At 72.8% G+C, this 19,416-nt stretch carries 14 protein-coding genes and 1 riboswitch; of the genes, 10 read left to right on the forward strand and 4 right to left on the reverse strand.

The annotated features are described in order from the left end of the window. The first annotated feature begins 29 nt into the window (after positions 1–29). The 8 genes from FM125_RS01180 to holA all read left to right on the forward strand — a co-directional run bounded on the left by FM125_RS01180 (position 30) and on the right by holA (position 12,733). Positions 30–2,132, forward strand: a complete 2,103-nt coding sequence (locus FM125_RS01180) for a primosomal protein N' family DNA-binding protein (protein ID WP_245829690.1) — start codon at positions 30–32, stop codon at positions 2,130–2,132. Between the two features lie 108 nt (positions 2,133–2,240). Continuing rightward, a complete protein-coding gene (locus FM125_RS01185) occupies positions 2,241–3,248 on the forward strand; it encodes an alpha/beta fold hydrolase (RefSeq protein ID WP_087133384.1) in 1,008 nt (335 codons plus the stop codon). Positions 3,249–3,501: 253 nt separating this feature from the next. Then, positions 3,502–3,571: riboswitch (guanidine-III (ykkC-III) riboswitch) on the forward strand. A 9-nt stretch (positions 3,572–3,580) separates the two neighbouring features. Continuing rightward, positions 3,581–3,895 carry a DMT family transporter gene (locus tag FM125_RS01190; protein ID WP_067191604.1) on the forward strand — a complete coding sequence of 105 codons (315 nt, stop codon included), beginning with the start codon at positions 3,581–3,583 and terminating at the stop codon, positions 3,893–3,895. A gap of 365 nt (positions 3,896–4,260) precedes the next feature. After that, complete coding sequence (gene leuS / locus FM125_RS01195) at positions 4,261–6,768, forward strand: leucine--tRNA ligase (protein WP_180525286.1); 2,508 nt, start codon at positions 4,261–4,263, stop codon at positions 6,766–6,768. 28 nt (positions 6,769–6,796) lie between these two features. Further along, positions 6,797–7,912: a DegV family protein gene (locus tag FM125_RS01200; RefSeq protein WP_082740087.1), complete on the forward strand. Its 1,116-nt coding sequence runs from the start codon at positions 6,797–6,799 to the stop codon at positions 7,910–7,912. 39 nt (positions 7,913–7,951) lie between these two features. After that, positions 7,952–9,007, forward strand: coding sequence for a ComEA family DNA-binding protein (locus tag FM125_RS01205; protein ID WP_087133386.1), 1,056 nt, complete (start codon positions 7,952–7,954; stop codon positions 9,005–9,007). A 7-nt stretch (positions 9,008–9,014) separates the two neighbouring features. Then, entirely contained in the window at positions 9,015–11,693 is a 2,679-nt protein-coding gene (locus FM125_RS01210; protein WP_143745172.1) for a ComEC/Rec2 family competence protein, read from the forward strand. Between the two features lie 17 nt (positions 11,694–11,710). After that, complete coding sequence (holA, locus tag FM125_RS01215) at positions 11,711–12,733, forward strand: DNA polymerase III subunit delta (RefSeq protein ID WP_070639144.1); 1,023 nt, start codon at positions 11,711–11,713, stop codon at positions 12,731–12,733. 306 nt (positions 12,734–13,039) lie between these two features. On the opposite strand, the gene rpsT is transcribed toward holA, so the two are convergent. Both rpsT and FM125_RS01225 read right to left on the reverse strand, forming a co-directional pair. Continuing rightward, entirely contained in the window at positions 13,040–13,306 is a 267-nt protein-coding gene (rpsT, locus tag FM125_RS01220) for a 30S ribosomal protein S20 (RefSeq protein ID WP_067191612.1), read from the reverse strand. Positions 13,307–13,609: 303 nt separating this feature from the next. Beyond that, positions 13,610–14,206, reverse strand: a complete 597-nt coding sequence (locus tag FM125_RS01225) for a type II toxin-antitoxin system PemK/MazF family toxin (protein ID WP_067191613.1) — start codon at positions 14,204–14,206, stop codon at positions 13,610–13,612. A 75-nt stretch (positions 14,207–14,281) separates the two neighbouring features. Here FM125_RS01225 and lepA point away from each other — a divergent pair, with 75 nt between their 5' ends. Beyond that, on the forward strand, positions 14,282–16,138 hold the full coding sequence (lepA, locus tag FM125_RS01230) for a translation elongation factor 4 (protein WP_067191615.1): 1,857 nt from the start codon (positions 14,282–14,284) through the stop codon (positions 16,136–16,138). A 3-nt stretch (positions 16,139–16,141) separates the two neighbouring features. Beyond that, positions 16,142–17,422, forward strand: a complete 1,281-nt coding sequence (hemW, locus tag FM125_RS01235) for a radical SAM family heme chaperone HemW (protein ID WP_070639059.1) — start codon at positions 16,142–16,144, stop codon at positions 17,420–17,422. A gap of 228 nt (positions 17,423–17,650) precedes the next feature. Here hemW and FM125_RS12185 read toward each other — a convergent pair whose 3' ends face one another. Then, positions 17,651–18,370 (reverse strand): DUF4870 domain-containing protein, encoded by a 720-nt coding sequence (locus FM125_RS12185; protein ID WP_245829692.1) that lies wholly within the window; start codon positions 18,368–18,370, stop codon positions 17,651–17,653. Positions 18,371–18,475: 105 nt separating this feature from the next. After that, complete coding sequence (locus FM125_RS01245; protein WP_067191618.1) at positions 18,476–19,345, reverse strand: DUF3097 domain-containing protein; 870 nt, start codon at positions 19,343–19,345, stop codon at positions 18,476–18,478. Positions 19,346–19,416 lie beyond the last annotated feature (71 nt).

Here is a 19,416-nt window from a genome sequence, read left to right on the forward strand (position 1 = left end):
GCTGGCCGCAGCTGCCGGTGGCGAAGGTGGTGCTGGACTCCGCCGTCCCGCACCTGGACAGGGAGTTCGACTACCTCGTGCCGCCGTCGCTGGACGAGGCGGCCGTGCCCGGATCCAGGGTCACCGTCCGCTTCGGCGGCCGTGACCTCACCGGCTGGCTCATCGAGCGGGTCGAGGAGCCTGCCACCGGAGCCCAGCTCGTGCCGCTGCGCACCGTGGTGACGAAGGTCCCGTCGCTGACCCCACCGGTGCTCGCGCTGGCGAGGGCCGTGGCGGTGCGCCAGGCCGGGGTTCTCTCGGACGTTCTCCGCGTGGCCGTGCCGCCGCGTGTGGCCCAGGTGGAGAAGGAGTTCCTCGCCGAGCCGGAGCTGGATGCGCCGGTGGCGCTCCCACCCGGACCGGAGGGCGAGCGCGAGGACCAGGTCGCGGACCCGTGCGTGGCGAGGGCCGAGGGACCGGCTGCGGAGGAGGCGAAGGCGGCGGTGAGGTGTCCGGCGGAGGCCGGTGCCGACGTCGGGACGCCGGTGCTCTCGCGCCTGGCGGGCGGGCATGCCTTCGTCTCCGCCGTCTGTGCCGGAGACGCCCCACGGGCGGCGGCTGTGCTGCCCTCCCGCGTGGGGGACTGGGACGAGGCGGCGGTGTTCGCGGACCTGGCGAAGACCGTGGCGGCCGCCGGACGCTCCGTGGTGCTGGTGGTGCCGGACCAGCGCGACCTCACCCGGCTGTGCGCGGCGTTGGACGCGACGGTCGGCGAGCACGCCTACGCCCGGCTCACCGCCGAAGACGGCAACACGCCGCGGTATCGGGCGCACCTGCGTCTGCTGACCGGTCGGGCCCGGATCGCGGTGGGCACGCGGTCGGCGATCTGGGCGCCCGTGGAGGGCCTGGGGCTGATCGCGGTGTGGGACGAGGGCGACGACGCCCTGGCCGAGCCGCGTGCTCCCTATCAGCATGTGCGGGAGGTCGCCCTTCAGCGGGCGCGTCAGGAGGGGGCCGGTGTGCTGTTCGCCGGCCTCGGCCGGACCGCCGCCCTGCAGCGGCTCGTGGACGCCGGCTGGGTGCAGCACCTCGCGGTGGACCGCGCCGAGCAGCGTCGGCTGGCCCCGCGCGTGCTCTCCACCGCGGACTCGTGGGAGTCCGCCCGCGACCCGTTCGCCCGGAGGGCACGGCTGCCGCAGGCCGCCTGGCGGGCCGCGCGTGAGGCCCTGGACGGGCGGACCCCGGGCCCGGTGCTGGTGCAGGTCGCCCGGGCCGGCTTCATCCCGGCGCTGGTCTGCCAGCGGTGCCGCATGCCCGCCCGCTGCCGCCACTGCTCCGGGCCGCTGTCCTTCCGCGACCGCGCCGCCGCCCAGACCGGTGAGCTGTCCTGCCGCTGGTGCGGCGTGCGCGAGCGCGGCTTCCGCTGCCCGGAGTGCGGAACCCAGCAGGTGCGCGCAGGCTCCCGCGGCGTGGACCGCACCGCGGACGAGCTGGGCCGGGCCTTCCCCCAGGTGCCGGTGCTCTCGAGCTCCTCGGAGCACATCCTCACCGAGGTCGGGGACGATCCCGCCCTGGTGGTGGCGACCGTCGGGGCCGAGCCGGTGGCCCGCGGCGGCTATGCCGCGGCGCTGCTGCTGGACGGCGACTCCCAGCTCGCGCGTGAGGGCCTCGACGTGCCCGGCCGCGTGCTGTCCCGGTGGCTGGCGGCCGCCGCACTGGTGCGTCCGGCACAGGACGGGGGAGTGGCGGTGGTGACCGCCGACCACCCGGAGACCGTGGGCGCGCTGATCCGCTGGGACCCGGACGGCTTCGCCTCCCATCAGCTGCAGGAGCGGCGCGAACTCCACCTGCCGCCGGCCGGGCGACTGGCGGAGGTGACCGGCGAGGCCGCGGCGGTGGCGGAGTACCTGGAGCTGGTCGAGGAGGCCCGCCGCGAGGAGCTGCCGACCGGTGCGCACGCGCCGGAACCGCTGCCGTGGATCGGGCCGGTGCCCGAGGTCGCCGACGAGGCCCGGCATCGCGCCCTGCTAATCTTCCCGTGGTCCGCCGCCGAGGCCACCGTGCGCGTGCTCCGCAAGGCGAAGTCGGCGGCGTCCACGCGTGCCGAGCAGAAGCCGATCCGGCTCCGGCTCGACCCGGCCGGCATCCTCTGAGCCCGCTGAGGCCCACGCTCTGCACGGAAGCGGGCGACGCGGGAGCGGCCCCAGCGTCCGGCGAGGCGGGAGCCGGAGGAGGGTGCCGTCGTCGTTAGGCTGACGGGCATGCAGACCCACGGAGCCCGCCCGAGCGAGGCGCCCCCGGTGCGCCTGCGCGACCGCCTGCGACCGCCGAGCGCCGGCGACCCGTCCCTGTTCACCGGGGCCGCGGTGCGCGAGCCGGTGCACCACACCGTGCAGGTCACCGACCCGACCAGCGGTGCCGGCCTGCCGGTGGCCGTGTTCGAGTACCTTCCCGAGGGCAGGACGACGGCACGCACCGTCGTGTTCGTGCACGGCTTCCGCGGGGACCACCACGGGCTCGCGCTGCTCGCCGACTGCCTGCCGGGCGATCGGATCCTCGCCGTCGACCTGCCGGGGTTCGGGGCGTCCGCGGCGTTCCCGGCGGCCGAGCACAGTGTGGCCCACCACGCCGGTGCGGTGGCGGAGGCCGTCGATCAGCTTCAGGTGCCGGGGGACGCGGTGCTGCTCGGTCACTCCTATGGGTCGATCGTCGCGGCGCACCTGGCGGGCCAGGACCCGTGCCGGTGGTCCGCCCTGGTGCTGCTCAACCCGATCTCCGAGCCCGCGCTGTCCGCGAACGGCCCTGTGGTGGACCGGCTGACAGCCGGGGTGGCGCAGGGCTACTACGAGGTGGCCGCGAGACTGCCGGAGCGGCTCGGCGACGCGATCCTGCGGGCCCGGCCGATCACCTGGCTCACCACGCTGCTGATGTCCGAGACCGCGGACGTGCGCATCCTCGCCCACACCCACGACCAGCACCTGCGCCACTTCAGCCGGTTCGCCACCCGCGCCTCGCTGGCGCAGGCGTACCGGGCCAGCACCACCGGCTCCGTCGTGGACAGCGCGGACCGGCTCGCCCTGCCGGTGCTGCTCGTGGCGGGCACGGAGGACCCGATGGGCTCGCCCACCTCCCAGCAGGCCCTGGCCGAGCGGATCGGTGCCGTGTCCCCGCGGGTGTCCCTGGCGATGCTGCCGGGCGTCGGGCACCTGCTGCACTACGAGAAGGCGCCGGAGTGCGCCGCGCTGCTCGAGGGGTTCCTGGCCGGCTGAGGCCGCCGGTCCGACGGGGGCCGTCCCCGCTACGCCGGCCCGCCTCGCCTCGCCGCCTCGTCTCACCGCCTCGTCTCACCGCCTCGTCTCACCGACTCGCCGACTGGTGAGGACTCACCGTCTGGAGCGCCGCCAGGTGGGCGGATGAGTGCGTGTCCTCACCAGTTGTCGTCGGGGGGTGGGGACGTCCCCGTTCCACCGGCGGTCGCCTCGGGCCGGGTTGCCCGCATCGGCCCTGCGTGCGACCCTCGATCTCGGCCCGCCGATCCGTGCGGGCCCCGGACGAGGGGTGCCGTACCCGGACAGCGACAAGACGGCCCAGAGGAGCAGACATGTCCTGGATCGTCCTCATCCTCTCCGGTGCGCTCGAAGCCGTCTGGGCCACCGCGCTGAGCAGGTCGGAGGGCTTCACCAGACTGGGCCCGTCGCTCGTCTTCCTCGTCGCGCTGATCGCGTCCATGGGCGGCCTCGCCTTCGCGCTGCGCGAGCTGCCGGTCGGCACCGCCTACGCGATCTGGGTGGGCATCGGCGCCGCGCTCACGGTCGTCTACGCCATGTCCACCGGAGCCGAGCCCGTCTCCACGCTCAAGATCCTCTTCCTGCTGATGATCGTCGGCGGCGTGATCGGACTGAAACTCGCCCACTGAGCCCCTCGGGTGTCTGCCGCCGCCGGCGGGGTCGAGTCCCGTCGAGTCAGGCCCGACGACGGCCGGGCACCTGCCGGGACCGCCTCGCCTCACCGCCTCGTCGACTGGTGAGGACTCACCGTCTGATGCGCCGATACGGGGGCGGATGAGTGCGTGTCCTCACCAGTTGCCGTCGGAGGCAGGGCCGAGACCCGTCGAGTCAGGCCCGACGACGGCCGGGCACCCCGGTCTCGCGTCCGTCGTCGCCGGCGGGCTCAGGCGGGCAGAGTGCATGCGGACCTGAGTGGAGAGGCGAAACCGCTGGCCCGGACGCGTAGGATGGGCAGGCTTGACCCCTGACCCCATCGACGAAGGACCCCACGAGCGTGACCGCATCCAACCCCACTCCGGACACCCCGCAGATCCCGGAGGACGCCGAGTACTCGTTCCGCGAGGTCGAGGCCCGCTGGGCCGGCTACTGGGAGGCCGCGCGCACCTACGCGCCCCTCGAGGACGGACGTGAGCGCCGCACCGTGGTGGACATGTTCCCGTACCCCTCCGGCGACCTGCACATGGGCCACGCCGAGGCGTTCGCCATGGGAGACGTGAAGGCCCGCCACTGGATGCAGCAGGGCTATGACGTGCTCCACCCGATCGGCTGGGACTCCTTCGGCCTGCCCGCCGAGAACGCCGCCATCAAGCGCAACGCACACCCGGCGGAGTGGACCTACGCGAACATCCAGACGCAGAAGAACTCCTTCCAGCGCTACGGCATCGCCGTGGACTGGGATCGCGAGCTGCACACCTCGGACCCGGAGTACTACCGCTGGACCCAGTGGCTGTTCCAGCAGTTCTACAAGCGCGGCCTGGCGTATCGGAAGGACTCGCCGGTCAACTGGTGCCCGCAGGACCAGACCGTGCTCGCCAACGAGCAGGTCGTGGACGGCGCCTGTGAGCGCTGCGGCGCCGAGGTCACCAAGCGCACGCTGAACCAGTGGTACTTCAAGATCACCGAGTACGCGGACGCCCTGCTGGACGACATGGCCCAGCTGGAGGGCCGCTGGCCCGAGCGCGTGCTCGCCATGCAGCGCAACTGGATCGGCCGCTCCACCGGCGCCCACGTGGACTTCCAGGTGGACGCGGACGGCCCGGTCGTCACCGTGTTCACCACCCGCCCGGACACCCTGTTCGGAGCGACCTTCATGGTGGTGGCCGCGGATTCGCAGCTGGCCCTGGACCTCGTCACCGAGGACAGGCGCGCCGAGTTGGAGGCCTACCGCGAGGACCTGAAGAAGGTCTCCGAGATCGAGCGCCAGGCCACGGACCGCACCAAGACCGGTGTGGACCTCGGCCGCACCGCCGTGAACCCGCTGACCGGGCAGTCGCTGCCGATCTGGGCCTCGGACTACGTGCTGGCGGACTACGGCACCGGCGCCATCATGGCCGTGCCCGCGCACGACCAGCGCGACCTCGACTTCGCCCGCGCCATGGACCTGCCGGTCCGCATGGTCGTGGACACCGGCGAGGAGGACCCCGCTGTCTCTGGCGTCGCCACCGCCGGCGAGGGCATCCTGGTCAACTCCGGCGAGCTGGACGGCCTGACGAGCACCGACGCGATCGCCAGGGCCATCGAGATCCTCGAGGCCAAGGGCTCCGGCCGCGGCACCACCAACTACCGCCTGCGCGACTGGCTGCTGTCCCGCCAGCGCTTCTGGGGCACCCCCATCCCCGTGGTGCACTGTGAGGACTGTGGTGAGGTGCTCGTGCCGGAGGAGCAGCTGCCGGTGACCCTGCCGACCGACCTCAAGGGCGAGCAGCTCGCCCCGAAGGGCCAGTCCCCGCTGGCCGCCGCCGACGCCTGGGTCACCGTGGACTGCCCGGACTGCGGGAAGCCGGCCCGCCGCGACTCGGACACTATGGACACGTTCGTGGACTCCTCCTGGTACGTGCTCCGCTACGCCTCCCCGCGGGACGACACCGCCGTGTTCGACGCGCAGGCCGTGGCCGACTGGATGCCGGTGGACCAGTACGTCGGTGGCGTGGAGCACGCGATCCTGCACCTGCTGTACGCGCGCTTCTTCACCAAGGCGCTGCATGACATGGGCCTGGTGCCGTTCACCGAGCCGTTCACGGCGCTGCTGAACCAGGGCCAGGTGCTCAACGGCGGCAAGGCCATGTCCAAGTCCCTGGGCAACGGCGTGGACCTCGGCGAGCAGCTGGACACCTTCGGCGTGGACGCCGTCCGCCTGACCATGGTGTTCGCCTCGCCGCCGGAGGACGACGTGGACTGGGCCGACGTGGCCCCCGCCGCCGCGGGCAGGTTCCTCGCCCGCGCCTGGCGACTGGCGCGCGACGTGCGCGCCGGCGGCGCCCCGGTGGGCGCGGACCTCTCCGCCGCGGAGGCCACCGCGCTGCGCTCGGCCACCCACAAGACCATCGCCGAGTCCTCCAAGCTGCTGGACGAGGGCAAGTTCAACGTGGTCATCGCCAAGACCATGGAGCTGGTCAACGCCACCCGCAAGGAGATCGACAACGGCGCCGGCGCCGGCGATCCGGCCGTCCGCGAGGCCGCCGAGGCCGTCGCCAAGCTGCTCAGCCTGTTCTCCCCGTACACCGCGGAGGACATGTGGGTCATGCTCGGCCACACCCCGTCCGTGGTGCGCTCCGGGTGGCCCGAGGTGGACGAGTCCCTCCTGGTGGAGGACACCGTCACCGCCGTGGTCCAGGTCAAGGGCAAGGTCCGCGACACCCTCGAGGTGCCGGCCGACATCTCCGAGGCCGACCTCGAGGCCGCTGCCCGCGCCTCCGAGAAGGTCCAGCGGTTCATCGGTGACGCCGAGATCGTCAAGGTGATCGTCCGCGCCCCGAAGCTGGTCAACCTCGTCATCCGCTGATGGAGGCCGGCCGAGGAGAGGAGCCGCGGTGACGTCCGTGCTGCAGTGGCAACAGGACTACCAGGCGCGTGTGCGTGCCCGCCGGTCCCGGCTGGCCGGGCGGGTGCGCTACGGCCTGAAGCCGCCGCGCCGCGACCGCACGGCGATCGTCACCGACTCCTCGGCCGCCATCCCGTCGTCGGTGCTGGAGCACCCGCTGGCCGCGGGGCTGCGTCAGATCCCCATGCCCGTCATGGTGGGGGAGCAGATCTATACGGAGGGCTCGGAGGAGCTGCACCAGGAGCTGCCGTTCGCCCTGGCCGCCAACCTGCCGGTGCGGACCTCCCGCCCGTCCCCGGGCAGGTTCGAGGAGACCTACCGCGAGCTCGAGGCCGCCGGGTACGCGCGGATCGTCTCGGTGCACATCTCCGGCGGCCTGTCCGGGACGGTCGAGGCCGCGAAGATGGCCGCGACGCGTGTGTCGATACCCGTCGAGGTGGTGGACTCCCGGTCCGCAGGCATGGCCCTGGGCTTCATGGTCATGGAGGCTGCCGTCCGGGCCGGCTTCGGGCTGCCGGTCGAGGGGATCGTCGAGTACCTGCAGGGCGCCGGCGAGCAGTCCCTGGTGATGTTCACCGTGCCGAACCTCGAGCAGCTGCGCCGCGGCGGCCGGATCAGCGCGCTGAAGGGCCTGATCGGTTCGATGTTCCAGGTCAAGCCCGTTCTGGCGCTGCGCGACGGGACGATCTGCCTGGTGGAGCGGACCCGATCCTTGGACGCCGCCGTGGACCGCATCGCCGCCGCCGCACAGGCCAAGGCCGAGGCGGAGCCCTGCGGGATCGCCGTCCACGGCTACGGCAATCGGCCTGCCGCGGAGGCACTGGCCGCACGCCTGCAGCCGTTCTCGCAGACCCCGATCCCCGTGGTGGACTTCCCGGCTGTGCTCGCCGCCCACCTCGGCCTCGGCGGCCTCGGCGTGATCGCCACCCCGTTGCTTGAGGGGGACGACGCGGCGGACGTCGGCGGCTCCGGGGCCGGCGGTGCGGGCGCTGTCGACGCCAGTGCCGAGGGCGCGTCGGTCGCGACGAGGGAGGACACGCCCAAGGAGCCGTCCGTTCCTGCACAGGCGACCGACCCGGCCGAACCATCCACAGACGAGGCCTGAGCCCGGCAGAGGGGCAGTCCGGGAGGGCACCGTGGACGCATGAGTCCACAGCCGCAGCAGTCCGCACCCGCATCCGAGCAGGGCCTGATTCCCGACGACGGGCCCTCGCCTTCCCCGGATCCCTCACCCGGCGCTGTGCGCACCGGGTTCGTCGACGACCCCGTGGCGGCCTCGGCCTGGGAGGAGGAACCGCCGCGGGTCCCCGTGTTCCGCTGGCGTCTGGTCGGCAGCGCGGTGATGGTGCTGGTGGTGGCGGTGGCCGCGTGGTGGGCGGTGACCTGGCTGATGCGTCCGTCTGCGCCGGAGCCGGTTCCGGTGGACACGCAGGCGCGGCATGGCGTCGGGGCCGAGGGCCATGCCGGGGACGGAAGGACCGGTGACCGCGACGGGCCCGGTGGAGGTGAGGATCCGTCGTCGGCAGGCGCAGGCGGTGAGGCCGAGGGCGCCGCAGCAGGCGGCGACCGAGCCACGGGGGAGCAGCCGAGAAAGGCCGCAGACGGCGAGGGGGAGACGACCGACAAGGACGGTGGGCGCCAGAGCCGGGTGCGGGTGCACGTGATCGGCGAGGTGCGGTCGCCGGGGATGGTGACCGTGCCTGCCGATGCACGGACCGCCGATGCCATCGCCGCCGCGGGCGGGACCACGCCTGCCGCACAGGCCGAGCGGATCAACCTGGCGGCTCCGCTTCTCGACGGGCAGCAGGTGCTCGTGCCGTCAGAGCAGACGTCCGAGGAACAGCTCGAATCCGTGCAGGCCCAGGCGCATGCGGTGGCCGGTGAGGTGGACTCGAACGCCCGCGACGCCGCGGTGGTGGGCGGTGCCGACGGTGAGGCGGGAGCCGGTGCTGCCGCGGACGGGGCCACGGGCCCGGGACCAGAGGCGCAGCACGGCGGTGCGGGTGAGGGGGCGGTTGACCTGAACACCGCGGACAGCAGTGCGCTGCAGACACTGCCCGGGGTCGGGCCGGCCACGGCGGAGAAGATCATCGCGCACCGGGAGCAGGTGGGGGATTTCCAGTCCCTGACGGACCTGGACGCGGTCTCCGGCATCGGCCCGGCGACGCTCGAGCGGCTCGCGCCGCTGGTGACCTGGTGAGCAGCGCGTGAATCGGCGACTGCCCGCCGCGATCGACGCCCGCTGGGCGCCGGCCCTGGTGACGGCGTTGGCGGTCGGGAATCTGGCGCCGCAGTGGACGTCGACGGGGACCACGCTGGTCTCGGTCGGGCTGGTCGCGGTCGCGATCGCCGCAGCGGTGACGGCGGTCGGGCTGAGGGGTCGTGCGAGGACTGCCGTGCCGCCGGCGACGCCGCAGGAGCGTGGGGCGGCTGCGACGCCGCAGGAGCGTGGGGCGGCTGCGGCGGCGCGGACGGCGGCCGGGGCCCTCGCGGTGGCGGCGGCCGTCGGAGCGCTGGTCTCGCAGTCGGTGGCGCTGCGCGTGGGAGAGGAGGAGCGCATCGGCTGGGCGCAGACCCTGCAGGCCGAGCAGCCCGTGCGCGTGGCCCTGCAGATCAGCACAGACCCGCGGGAGCTCGCCTCCGCCTACGGTGCCCGGCGTGCTGCGGTCACCGTGGACGTCACCGCCTTCGGACCGGACCAGCAGGGCATGGCGGAGACCGCCTCCGCCGTGCTCACCGGGCCAGAGGGCTGGCTGGAGGCCGCACCGGGGGAGTCCGTCTGCGCGGTGGTCGAGCCGCGGCGTGAGGACGGCACCGTGTTCCTGCGCGCCACCGCCGACCCCCGCCCGGCTCCCTGTGTCCGTGAGAACCCCGACGGCGAGCGCCCCGGCTCCCGCCCGGCCGCCCACGGCGGGGACGGCGTCGTGTCGCCTGACGCCGGCGGCGGCCGAGAGCGCCTGCGTGCCGCCTTCCGGGACCAGGCCGACGGCACCCTCGGCACCGCCGGCGAGCTGATCCCCGGCCTCGTCCTGGGTGACCGCAGCGCCCAGAGCCCGGAGACCGACCAGGCGATGAAGGACGCCGGGCTGAGTCACCTGAGCGCCGTCTCCGGTGCGAACTGTGCTCTTCTGGCGGGCGCCGTCACCGGCCTGCTCCGCCTGCTGCGCGTGAACCGGACGGCCGTGTTCGCCGCGGTCATCGCAACGCTGGTCGTGTTCGTGGTGATCGTCGGGCCCGAGCCGTCGGTGCTGCGCGCGGCGGTCATGGGCGGGCTCGGGGCCCTGGCGCTGTTCGGCGGGCGCTCACGTCATGCGTTCACGCTGCTCTGCCTGGCTGGGACGGCGGTGGTCGTCGCCGTGCCGGGGCTGGCGACCGAGCCGGCGCTCCAGCTGTCCGTCGCGGCCACGGCCGGCATCATCCTCGGCGCGCGGCCGGCGGAGGCACACCTCTACCGCTTCTTCGGCCATGTCCTGCCGGGCTGGGCCGCCCGCTGGCTCTCGGTCACCCTCGCCGTCACCACCTGTGCCCACCTGGCGTGTCAGCCGATCCTGCTCGCCATGACCGGCACCGTCTCCGCCTACGCGATCCCGGCGAACATGCTTGCCGCACCGGCCGTGGCTCCGATCACCGTGCTCGGCACCGCGGCCGCAGGGCTCGTCCTGGCGCTGCCGCCCGTCTCGGCGGCCATCGTCTGGGTGATCCAGCTCCCGGCCGCCTACATCGGTCTGGTCGCCCACGTCTGTGCCGGGCTGCCCGGCGCGCTCAGGCCCTGGCCCGAGGGCGGTCTCGGCCTCGTCCTCGCAGTCCTCACCGTGGCCGCGACCGCCGCCCTGTACGCCGTCCTGCTCCTGACCGAACGACGGCGGCACGCCCCCGTGCGCCGGCAAGGCCTCTCCGCTCCCCGGCGGGGTGGGAGGCTGACCGTGTCCGGTGTGCTCGTCGCCGTGCTCATCGCCTCGGGGGCCGGCGGCTACTCCGCCGTGGTCCTGCCCGCCCCCGCCGGTCAGGCTCCCGCAGACTGGGCGGTGGCGTTCTGCGATGTGGGCCAGGGCGACATGGCCGTGCTGCGCAGCGGCCCCGAACGTGCCGTGGTGGTGGACGTCGGTCCCGAGCCGGAGCCGGCGGCAGCCTGCCTGGAGGCGCTCGGCATCGCGCGGGTGGACGCCGTGCTCCTCACCCACCTGCACGCCGACCACACCGGGGGACTGGACGCCGCCATCGCCCTGGGAGCACCCGCCCTGCGCCATGCCACCCGCGGCGAGGGCGTGCGGGGCCTCGGGCTGCCCGCCGCGGCCGGTGAGGAGGCAGGCACCGATCCGCCGCCGGGCTCCCGCCGCCTGCGCACCGGAGACCGGGAGAGCTCCGGAGACGTGACCTGGCAGGTGCTGCTCGCAGATGAGGACGCCGCCACGGAGAACGACGCCTCCGCCCAGATCCTCGCCACCGTGCAGACCGGCCGCGGTCCGCTGCGCGTCTTCTTCACCGGGGACATCGAGCAGGATGCCGCCGATGCCTGGATCGCCGGACGCCATGAGGATGCCGCGGCGCCGCCGGCGCACGCGCACCTGTACTCCGTCGCCCACCACGGCGCCCGCAACGGCGGGGCCGCCCTGCCCCGGGCCGTCGATGCCGACGCCTACGTGGTCTCCGCCGGACGGGACAACCCCTACGGCCACCCGCACCCGCAGACCCTGCAGGTCCTGGCCCCGCTGGGAGCGGTGCTGCGCACGGACGAGGCGGGGACCGTCGTCGTGAGCCTCGAGGCGGGCACCGCGCAGGACCTGGAGCACCCCGCCGACGACGGGACGAGCCCGGCGGGGGCGCAGACCACGGCGCGGCTGCGCTTCCACGCGCTGAGCACAGGGCCGGAGGGCGGGGGCCGATGACCCGTAGGATGGACCGCATGGCCGCAGCCCGCTCCTCCCGCACCGCCCGGTCTCGCGCCGCCGCGAACCCGCTGGCCTGGCGACAGGCCCGGCCCGGGCCGCTGATGCTGCTCAAGGGCCCCGAGGACTACGCCGCCCGCTGGGTCACCGACCAGGTGGTGAAGGGGCTCAAGCAGCGCCACGAGGCCATCGAGACCCACCGCTTCCGCGCCGCCGAGTACCAGCCGGGCCAGCTGGCCATGGCCGCGAGCCCCTCCCTGTTCGCCGAGCCCACGCTGATCATCGCCGAAGGCCTGGAGTCCATGAACGACGCGTTCCTCACGGACGCCCTGGACCTGGTGACCTCCGGCCCGCCGGCCGACGACGTCACCGTGGTCCTCCGCCACACCGGCGGCAACCGCGGCAAGAAGCTGCTGGACGCCGTCGCGACGGTGGGCACCGTGGTGGAGTGTGCGGCGCTGAAGAAGGACGAGGACAAGATCGCCTTCGTCTACGCCGAGTTCAAGGACCACCGGCGCCGCATCGACGAGGAGGCCGCTCGCGCGCTCGTGCAGGCCACCGGTGCCTCGCTCACCGACCTGGCCTCCGCCTGCCACCAGCTGCTCGCGGACACCGAGGGCGCGGTGACCAGGCAGGTGGTGGACCAGTACTACGGCGGCCGCGTGGAGGCCACCAGCTTCGCCGTGGCCGATGCCGCGCTGGAGGGGCAGGCCGCCCGCGCCGTCGCGCTGACCAGGCACGCCCTGGCCACGGGCGTCCACCCGGTGATGCTGACCACGGCGCTGGCCATGAAGGCCCGTCAGGTCGCCCGCGTCATCGACTCCCGGGACGCCCCCAACGAGCTCGCCGCCGCTCTTGGTGTGGCCCCGTTCCAGATGAAGTTCATCCAGCAGGCCGCCCGCCACTGGAGCCCCGCCGGGATCGCGCACGCGATGGAGTGGATCGCCCAGGCCGATGCCGAGGTCAAGGGCGGCTCCCGCAACCCGGACTTCGCCGTCGAGCGCGCGGTGATCCGCGTCTCCACCGGCACCCGCCGCTGAGCCGGCCGGCGCAGCCCCCCCAGTTCTGCATCGTGGGGATACAACACGGTGGTGAGATCGCGTCAGGAGGCCGTGTTGAGCCCTCACTTGAGAGGGGCGCCCTCACTTGAGGGGGGCAGAGAGTTTGCTGCAGTGCAGGCTGGGCTCCCCGGTACCTCACCCTCCAGAGCTGGTCTCTCCGGAACCCCCACCCTGCCGGAGGCAGGTGGCGGCGTCGTCGAGATGACGGAGCCGGATGACTGGGCCACAGACACGAAGGCCCCGTCACCGACCGGTGACGGGGCCTTCGTGTGAAGCTTCAGCAGCTCAGGCGTCCATGCCGTTCACGCGTGCGGCGATGCCGGACTTGCGGTTCGCGGCCTGGTTCTTGTGGATGATGCCCTTGGACGCGGCCTTGTCCAGCTTGCGGGAGGCGACCTTGAGCGCCTCCCCGGCGGCGGCCTTGTCACCGGCGGCGACGGCCTGGTCCACAGAGCGGACCGCCGACTTCAGTGCAGACTTCACCGCAACGTTGCGCTGGCGGGCCTTCTCGTTGGTGAGAATGCGCTTCTTCTGAGACTTGATGTTAGCCAAATCAGGTCCTTCATGTTGTCGGTGCCGGCTCGTGGCCGCACCGTCTGTACAGGGGTCGTAGAGGGCATCTCGGGTGCGGCGACTGAGCGGCGTGGGGAGTGCCTTGGTTCTCCGCCCCGAGGGTGTCCGTCGACCGACCGGACACAATGACCACCACCTTACCAGCCAATGGACATCGGGCGGAACCGGGCCGGCTGCGTGTCACAGATTCCTGCGTGTCCCCTCACGCCTTCCGACGACGGCACCCGCCGACGACGGCACTCGCCGCCGGCATGCTCACCGGGCCTCGTCCGGTCAGACAGATCAGCGGCTCCAGCCCCGGCGGTCGGCCAGCGCCTGTGCGACGGCGTCGAACCGTGAGCGGTCCAGCACGCCGCCCTCGCGGCGGACGTCCTGCGGATCCACGCGGACGATGCGGTCCAGCTTGGCCTCGGACGGGCGGCCCTTCGAGTCCCACGCGCCCGAGCCGATGTCCACGTAGTCCGGGTCGGAGACGTGATCGTTGTTGCGGTCCTTGGAGGTGAGCATCAGGCCGAGGAGGTGGCCGTCGTCGTGGCCCACGATCAGGACGGGGCGGTCCTTGCCGCGGCCGTCCAGCTCCTCGAACGGGACCCAGGTCCACACGACTTCCCCGGGGCCTGCCTGCGGGCCGGGGACCGGCGCGTACTCCACGCGGGTGCGCCCGGTGAAGTCGCCCGGGTAGCGGGACACGCGCTGCTGATCGGTCTGCGCGCCGGTGCCGCGTTGACTCTGCGTGCCGGCGCCGCGCCGACGGGGAGCGGGGGCCGTCCCGCGTGGGTCCGGGCCCTGCCGGCGTCCGCCGTCGGCTCGCCGGCGCTGCTGGACGGTGCGGTAGATCCGGCGGGCGAGGGTGACGGCTCGCATGAGGTCGATTCCCATGGAAGCGAGCCTACCGACTCCGCACATGGAAGAATGGGCGGTTGATCCTGGTTCCGCTCGTGAAGGAAGTGCCCTGTGTCGCCTCTGGCGTCTAACCCGCCCGTGCCCTCGCGTACCGATCCCTCGGTGATCCGCAACTTCTGCATCATCGCGCACATCGACCACGGCAAGTCCACCCTGGCCGACCGCATGCTGCAGTGCACCGGTGTGGTCCAGCCGCGCGACATGAAGGCGCAGTACCTGGACCGCATGGACATCGAGCGGGAGCGCGGCATCACCATCAAGTCACAGGCCGTGCGCATGCCGTGGGAGGTCGACGGCGTCGACTACGCCCTGAACATGATCGACACGCCCGGCCACGTGGACTTCAGCTACGAGGTGTCCCGCTCCCTGGCCTCCTGCGAGGGGGCGATCCTGCTGGTGGACGCCGCCCAGGGCATCGAGGCGCAGACCCTGGCCAACCTGTACCTGGCCATGGAGCACGAGCTCGAGATCATCCCGGTGCTGAACAAGATCGACCTGCCTGCCGCAGACCCGGACCGCTATGCCGCGGAGCTCGCCCAGCTGATCGGCTGCGAGCCGGAGGACGTGCTGCGGGTCTCCGGCAAGACCGGCGTGGGCGTGCCCGAGCTGCTGGACCGGGTGGTGACGTCCCTGCCGGCCCCCGTGGGTCAGGCGGATGCACCGGCCCGCGCCATGATCTTCGACTCGGTCTACGACACCTACCGCGGCGTGGTCACCTATGTGCGCGTGGTGGACGGCAGGCTGACCCCGCGCGAGAAGATCCGCATGATGTCCACCGGTGCCGCCCACGAGCTGCTGGAGATCGGCGTGTCCTCCCCTGAGCCGCAGCCGACCGAAGGCCTCGGTGTCGGCGAGGTGGGCTACCTCATCACGGGTGTGAAGGACGTGCGCCAGTCCAAGGTGGGCGACACCGTCACCCTGGAGTCGGACCCGGCCGAGCAGGAGATCGGCGGCTACCGGGACCCGCAGCCGATGGTGTTCTCCGGCCTCTATCCCATCGACGGCTCGGACTACCCGGTGCTGCGCGACGCGCTGGACAAGCTCAAGCTCAACGATGCCGCCCTGAACTACGAGCCCGAGACGTCTGTGGCGCTCGGCTTCGGCTTCCGCGTGGGATTCCTGGGCCTGCTGCACCTGGAGATCGTCCGCGAGCGGCTGGAGCGCGAGTTCGACCTGGACCTGATCTCCACCATGCCGAACGTGGTCTACCAGGTCACCACCGAGGACCGCACCGTGGTGGAGGTGACCAACCCGTCCGAGTTCCCGGAGGGCAAGATCCACGAGGTCCGTGAGCCCATGGCCGCGGCGACGATCATCGTGCCGGCCGAGTTCATCGGCGCCGTCATGGAGCTGTGCCAGTCCAAGCGCGGCCACCTGCAGGGCATGGACTACCTGTCCGAGGAGCGCGTGGAGATCCGCTACCGCATCCCGCTGGCGGAGATCGTGTTCGACTTCTTCGACTCCCTGAAGTCCCGCACCAAGGGCTACGCCTCCCTGAACTGGGGCGCGGACGGCGACCAGGCCGCGGACCTGGTCAAGGTGGACATCCTCTTGCAGGGCGACCAGGTGGACGCGTTCTCCGCGATCACCCACCGCGACTTCGCCTACTCGTACGGCACCATGATGACCGCGAAGCTCAAGGAGCTGATCCCGCGGCAGCAGTTCGAGGTGCCCATCCAGGCGGCCATCGGCTCGCGCATCATCGCCCGCGAGAACATCCGCGCGATCCGCAAGGACGTGCTCTCCAAGTGCTACGGCGGCGACATCTCCCGCAAGCGCAAGCTGCTGGAGAAGCAGAAGGAGGGCAAGAAGCGCATGAAGATGGTGGGCACCGTGGAGGTCCCGCAAGAGGCGTTCATCGCCGCGCTGTCCTCGGACTCCTCGTCCGCGGACAAGGGCAAGAAGTAACGCGTGCCCGCCGTCCTGCCGCTCGGTGACCCCGTCCCCGACGACGGACGCCTCCCCTCCTCGTGCGGGGAGGCGGTCCGCCGGTCCCTCGCCGCGGGCGTACCGAGGACCTTCAGCCTGTACGTGCACGTGCCCTTCTGCACGGTGCGCTGCGGCTACTGCGACTTCAACACGTACACCGCCCCGGACCTCGGCCCCGGCGCCTCGCGCGGCGACTACGTGGACACGGCCCTGGCGGAGGTGGGGTTCGCACGCAGAGCGCTGGAGGACTCCGAGGTGCCGGCAAGGCCGTTGCACACCGTGTTCTTCGGCGGTGGCACGCCGACGCTGCTGCCGGCGGCGCACCTGGTGCGGATCCTGGACGCCGCGCGCGAGGCGTTCGGGATGGTCGACGGAGCCGAGGTGACGGTGGAGGCCAATCCCGACACCGTCGACGAGGCCTATCTGCGTGAGCTGGCCGCCGGGGGCGTGACCCGCGTGTCCGTGGGGATGCAGTCTGCGGTCCCGCACGTGCTCGCCACGCTCGAGCGGACCCACCGACCGGAGAACATCCCGGCCGCCGTGGAGGCGGCGCGGGCCGCCGGCCTGGACGTGTCCCTGGACCTGATCTACGGCACGCCGGGGGAGTCGCTCGGGGACTGGCGGACCACCGTGGAGACGGCGATCGACTGCCGCCCGGACCACATCAGCGCCTACTCGCTGATCGTGGAGGAGGGCACCAAGTTCGGCGCCCAGGTGGCGCGCGGGCAGGTGGCCGACGTGGACCCGGACGACCAGGCGGACAAGTACCTGCTGGCGGACGAGCTGCTGGAGGCTACCGGCTTCCGCTGGTACGAGGTCTCCAACTGGGCGCACGACCCTCAGGAGACCGGGGCACACCGCGCGGAGCACAACGTGGCCTATTGGCGGGACATGGACTGGTGGGGCATCGGCCCCGGCTCCCACTCGCACGTGGCCGGCGTCAGGTTCTGGAACGCCAAGCACCCGGCGGCCTACGCGCAGCGCCTGGCCACCGGCGTGACCCCGGCCGTGGGACGCGAGGTGCCGGACGCCGAGGCACGCCTGCTGGAGCAGGTCATGCTCCACGTCCGCATGGTCGAGGGCCTGGACGTGCGGGTGCTGGAGCAGGCCGAGGACGGGGGTGCGGCCGCCCGTGCCCGCATCCCGCAGCTGATCGCCGCGGGCCTGATCGACGGCGGCCTGGCCCAGGCCGGCCGGATCGTTCCGACCCTGCAGGGGCGGCTGCGCAACGACCACATCGTGCGCGAGCTCGCCGGCTTCTGAGCGGCCGAGTCGCCGTCCCCGCCCGGCCTTGCGATGTGAGGCAAGGTCTCACCCGCCCCGCCCCGGCGTCGTGGGGGCAAGACACGGTGTTGAGATCGAAGAACGTGGCCGTGTTGCATCCCCACAACGCCGTGGCCGTGTTGCATCCCCACAACGCCGTGGCCGTGTTGCATCCCCACAACGCCGCGGGTGGGCGCCGTTCGACTCTGGCCGGTCTTGCCGGCGCGGTCAGCGCAGGATGCGCAGGTTGAACGGGTACCTGTAGGGGCGGCCCTTGTTCACCTGGGAGCCGCCGAGGATGCCGTAGAAGGCCATGACCATCCAGAGCAGCGCACCGATGACGGCGAACACCGGGCCCAGGACGGGCAGCTGGCCCAGGAAGAAGAACACTCCCATGAGCAGGGTCGGCGGGACGGAGAAGTTCAGCGCCTCCTTGGCCTCCTGGGCGGTGAAGGGGCCGCGGTCACGGTAGAGCAGCCAGACGGCCAGCGGGACCATGAAACCGACGGCCACGCCGAAGTGGGCCAGGGTCGCCCGCTCACGGTCCTGCTTGGCGGTCAGCGGGGCGCCGGGGCCGGAGGAGGCCTCCACCCACGACGGACGGCGGGCGGCCCGCTGCTTCTTGGCCGGGCGCACGGGACGGGCGGGGCGCGGCTCGTCCGAAGCTTCGGTCTTGGTCTTCACGGCAGTGCCTCCACCGGCCGCGGCAGCGGCGTGCCTGGGCGCATGTGCCTCGGGCGTGGCCCGTCGGGAGTCCTCGGAGGCGGCAGGCCCTGAGGCATGGCGGGCGGAGGCGGGCTTGGGGCGGACGCGGCCGCTGGGGGCGCGGTCCGGCTGAGGGGCCGAGCCCGCCGCTGCGGTCTCCGCCTGCTCCGCGCCGCTGGCCGGGCCCTGCTCGGCAGCAGGCTCGGTGGCGCGTCGGGGTGCGCTGCGGTCGGGCTTCGCCACGGTACTCCTCGAAGGGTCGGGGGCTGGCCGGAGACCGACGGTGCGCCCCCTGTCTGCCGGCCGGGCGCCCCGCGGTCAGGGGCCGATTCTGCGTCAGTCTATCGCTCAGGCGGTCCCGGGCTCGGTGAGGAAGTCGATGAGTTCCTCCACACGTCCCAGCAGAGAGGGCTCGAGGTCGGCGTAGGTGCGGACCTGGGCCAGCAGCCGCTTCCAGCCCAGGCCCACGTCCTCCTTGGTGCGATGCGGCCAGCCCAGTGCCTTGAGGATGCCGGTCTTCCAGTCCTGCCCCTTGGGCACCACGGGCCAGGCCTGGATGCCGATGACCTGTGGCTTGATGACCTGCCAGACATCCACGTAGGGGTGGCCGAGGATCAGCACGTTGCCGGCCGCTCCGGGCGTCCGCATCGCATCGGCCGCGATGCGCTCCTCCTTGGAGCCGGGCACCAGGTGGTCCACCAGGATGCCCAGGCGGCGCCGGCCGGACGGCCCGAAGTCGGCGATGGCCCCGGCGAGGTCGTCCACGCCGTGCAGGGGCTCCACCACGATGCCCTCGTGGCGGAGGTCCTCGCCCCAGACCTTCTCCACCAGCTCGGCATCGTGTGCGCCCTCGACCCAGATGCGCGACGCCCGCGCCGTGCGCGCCCGGCTGTTCCCGACGCGCACTGATCCGGATGCGGTGCGCTGCGGGGTCCTCTTCGCCGGCCCGTTGGCACGGGCTTCCGGCACGAGCGTCACGGGTTCGCCGTCGATCCAGAAGCCGCCGCCCAGCGGGAAGGACCTGGTCTTCCCGTGGCGGTCCTCCAGCACCACCACGTGCACGCCGCCGGCGCGCTCCACACGCAGCACGGCTCCGACGAATCCGGTGGCGACGTCCTCCACCACGGTGCCCGGCGCGGCGCCGACGGTCTTGGCCCGCGTGCCGGCGGGTCGCTTCAGCGCGTCGGCGGGTCCGGGTCCCCAGCTGTTCCAGTCCATGCCAGCAGACCCTAGCTGTACTCGGCCATGACGTTGGTGACAGATAGACGTTGACGATGAAAAGAACCTCC

Origin of the sequence: Micrococcus lylae, assembly GCF_900163825.1 — a bacterium.
Classification (GTDB): Bacteria; Actinomycetota; Actinomycetes; order Actinomycetales; family Micrococcaceae; genus Micrococcus; species Micrococcus lylae.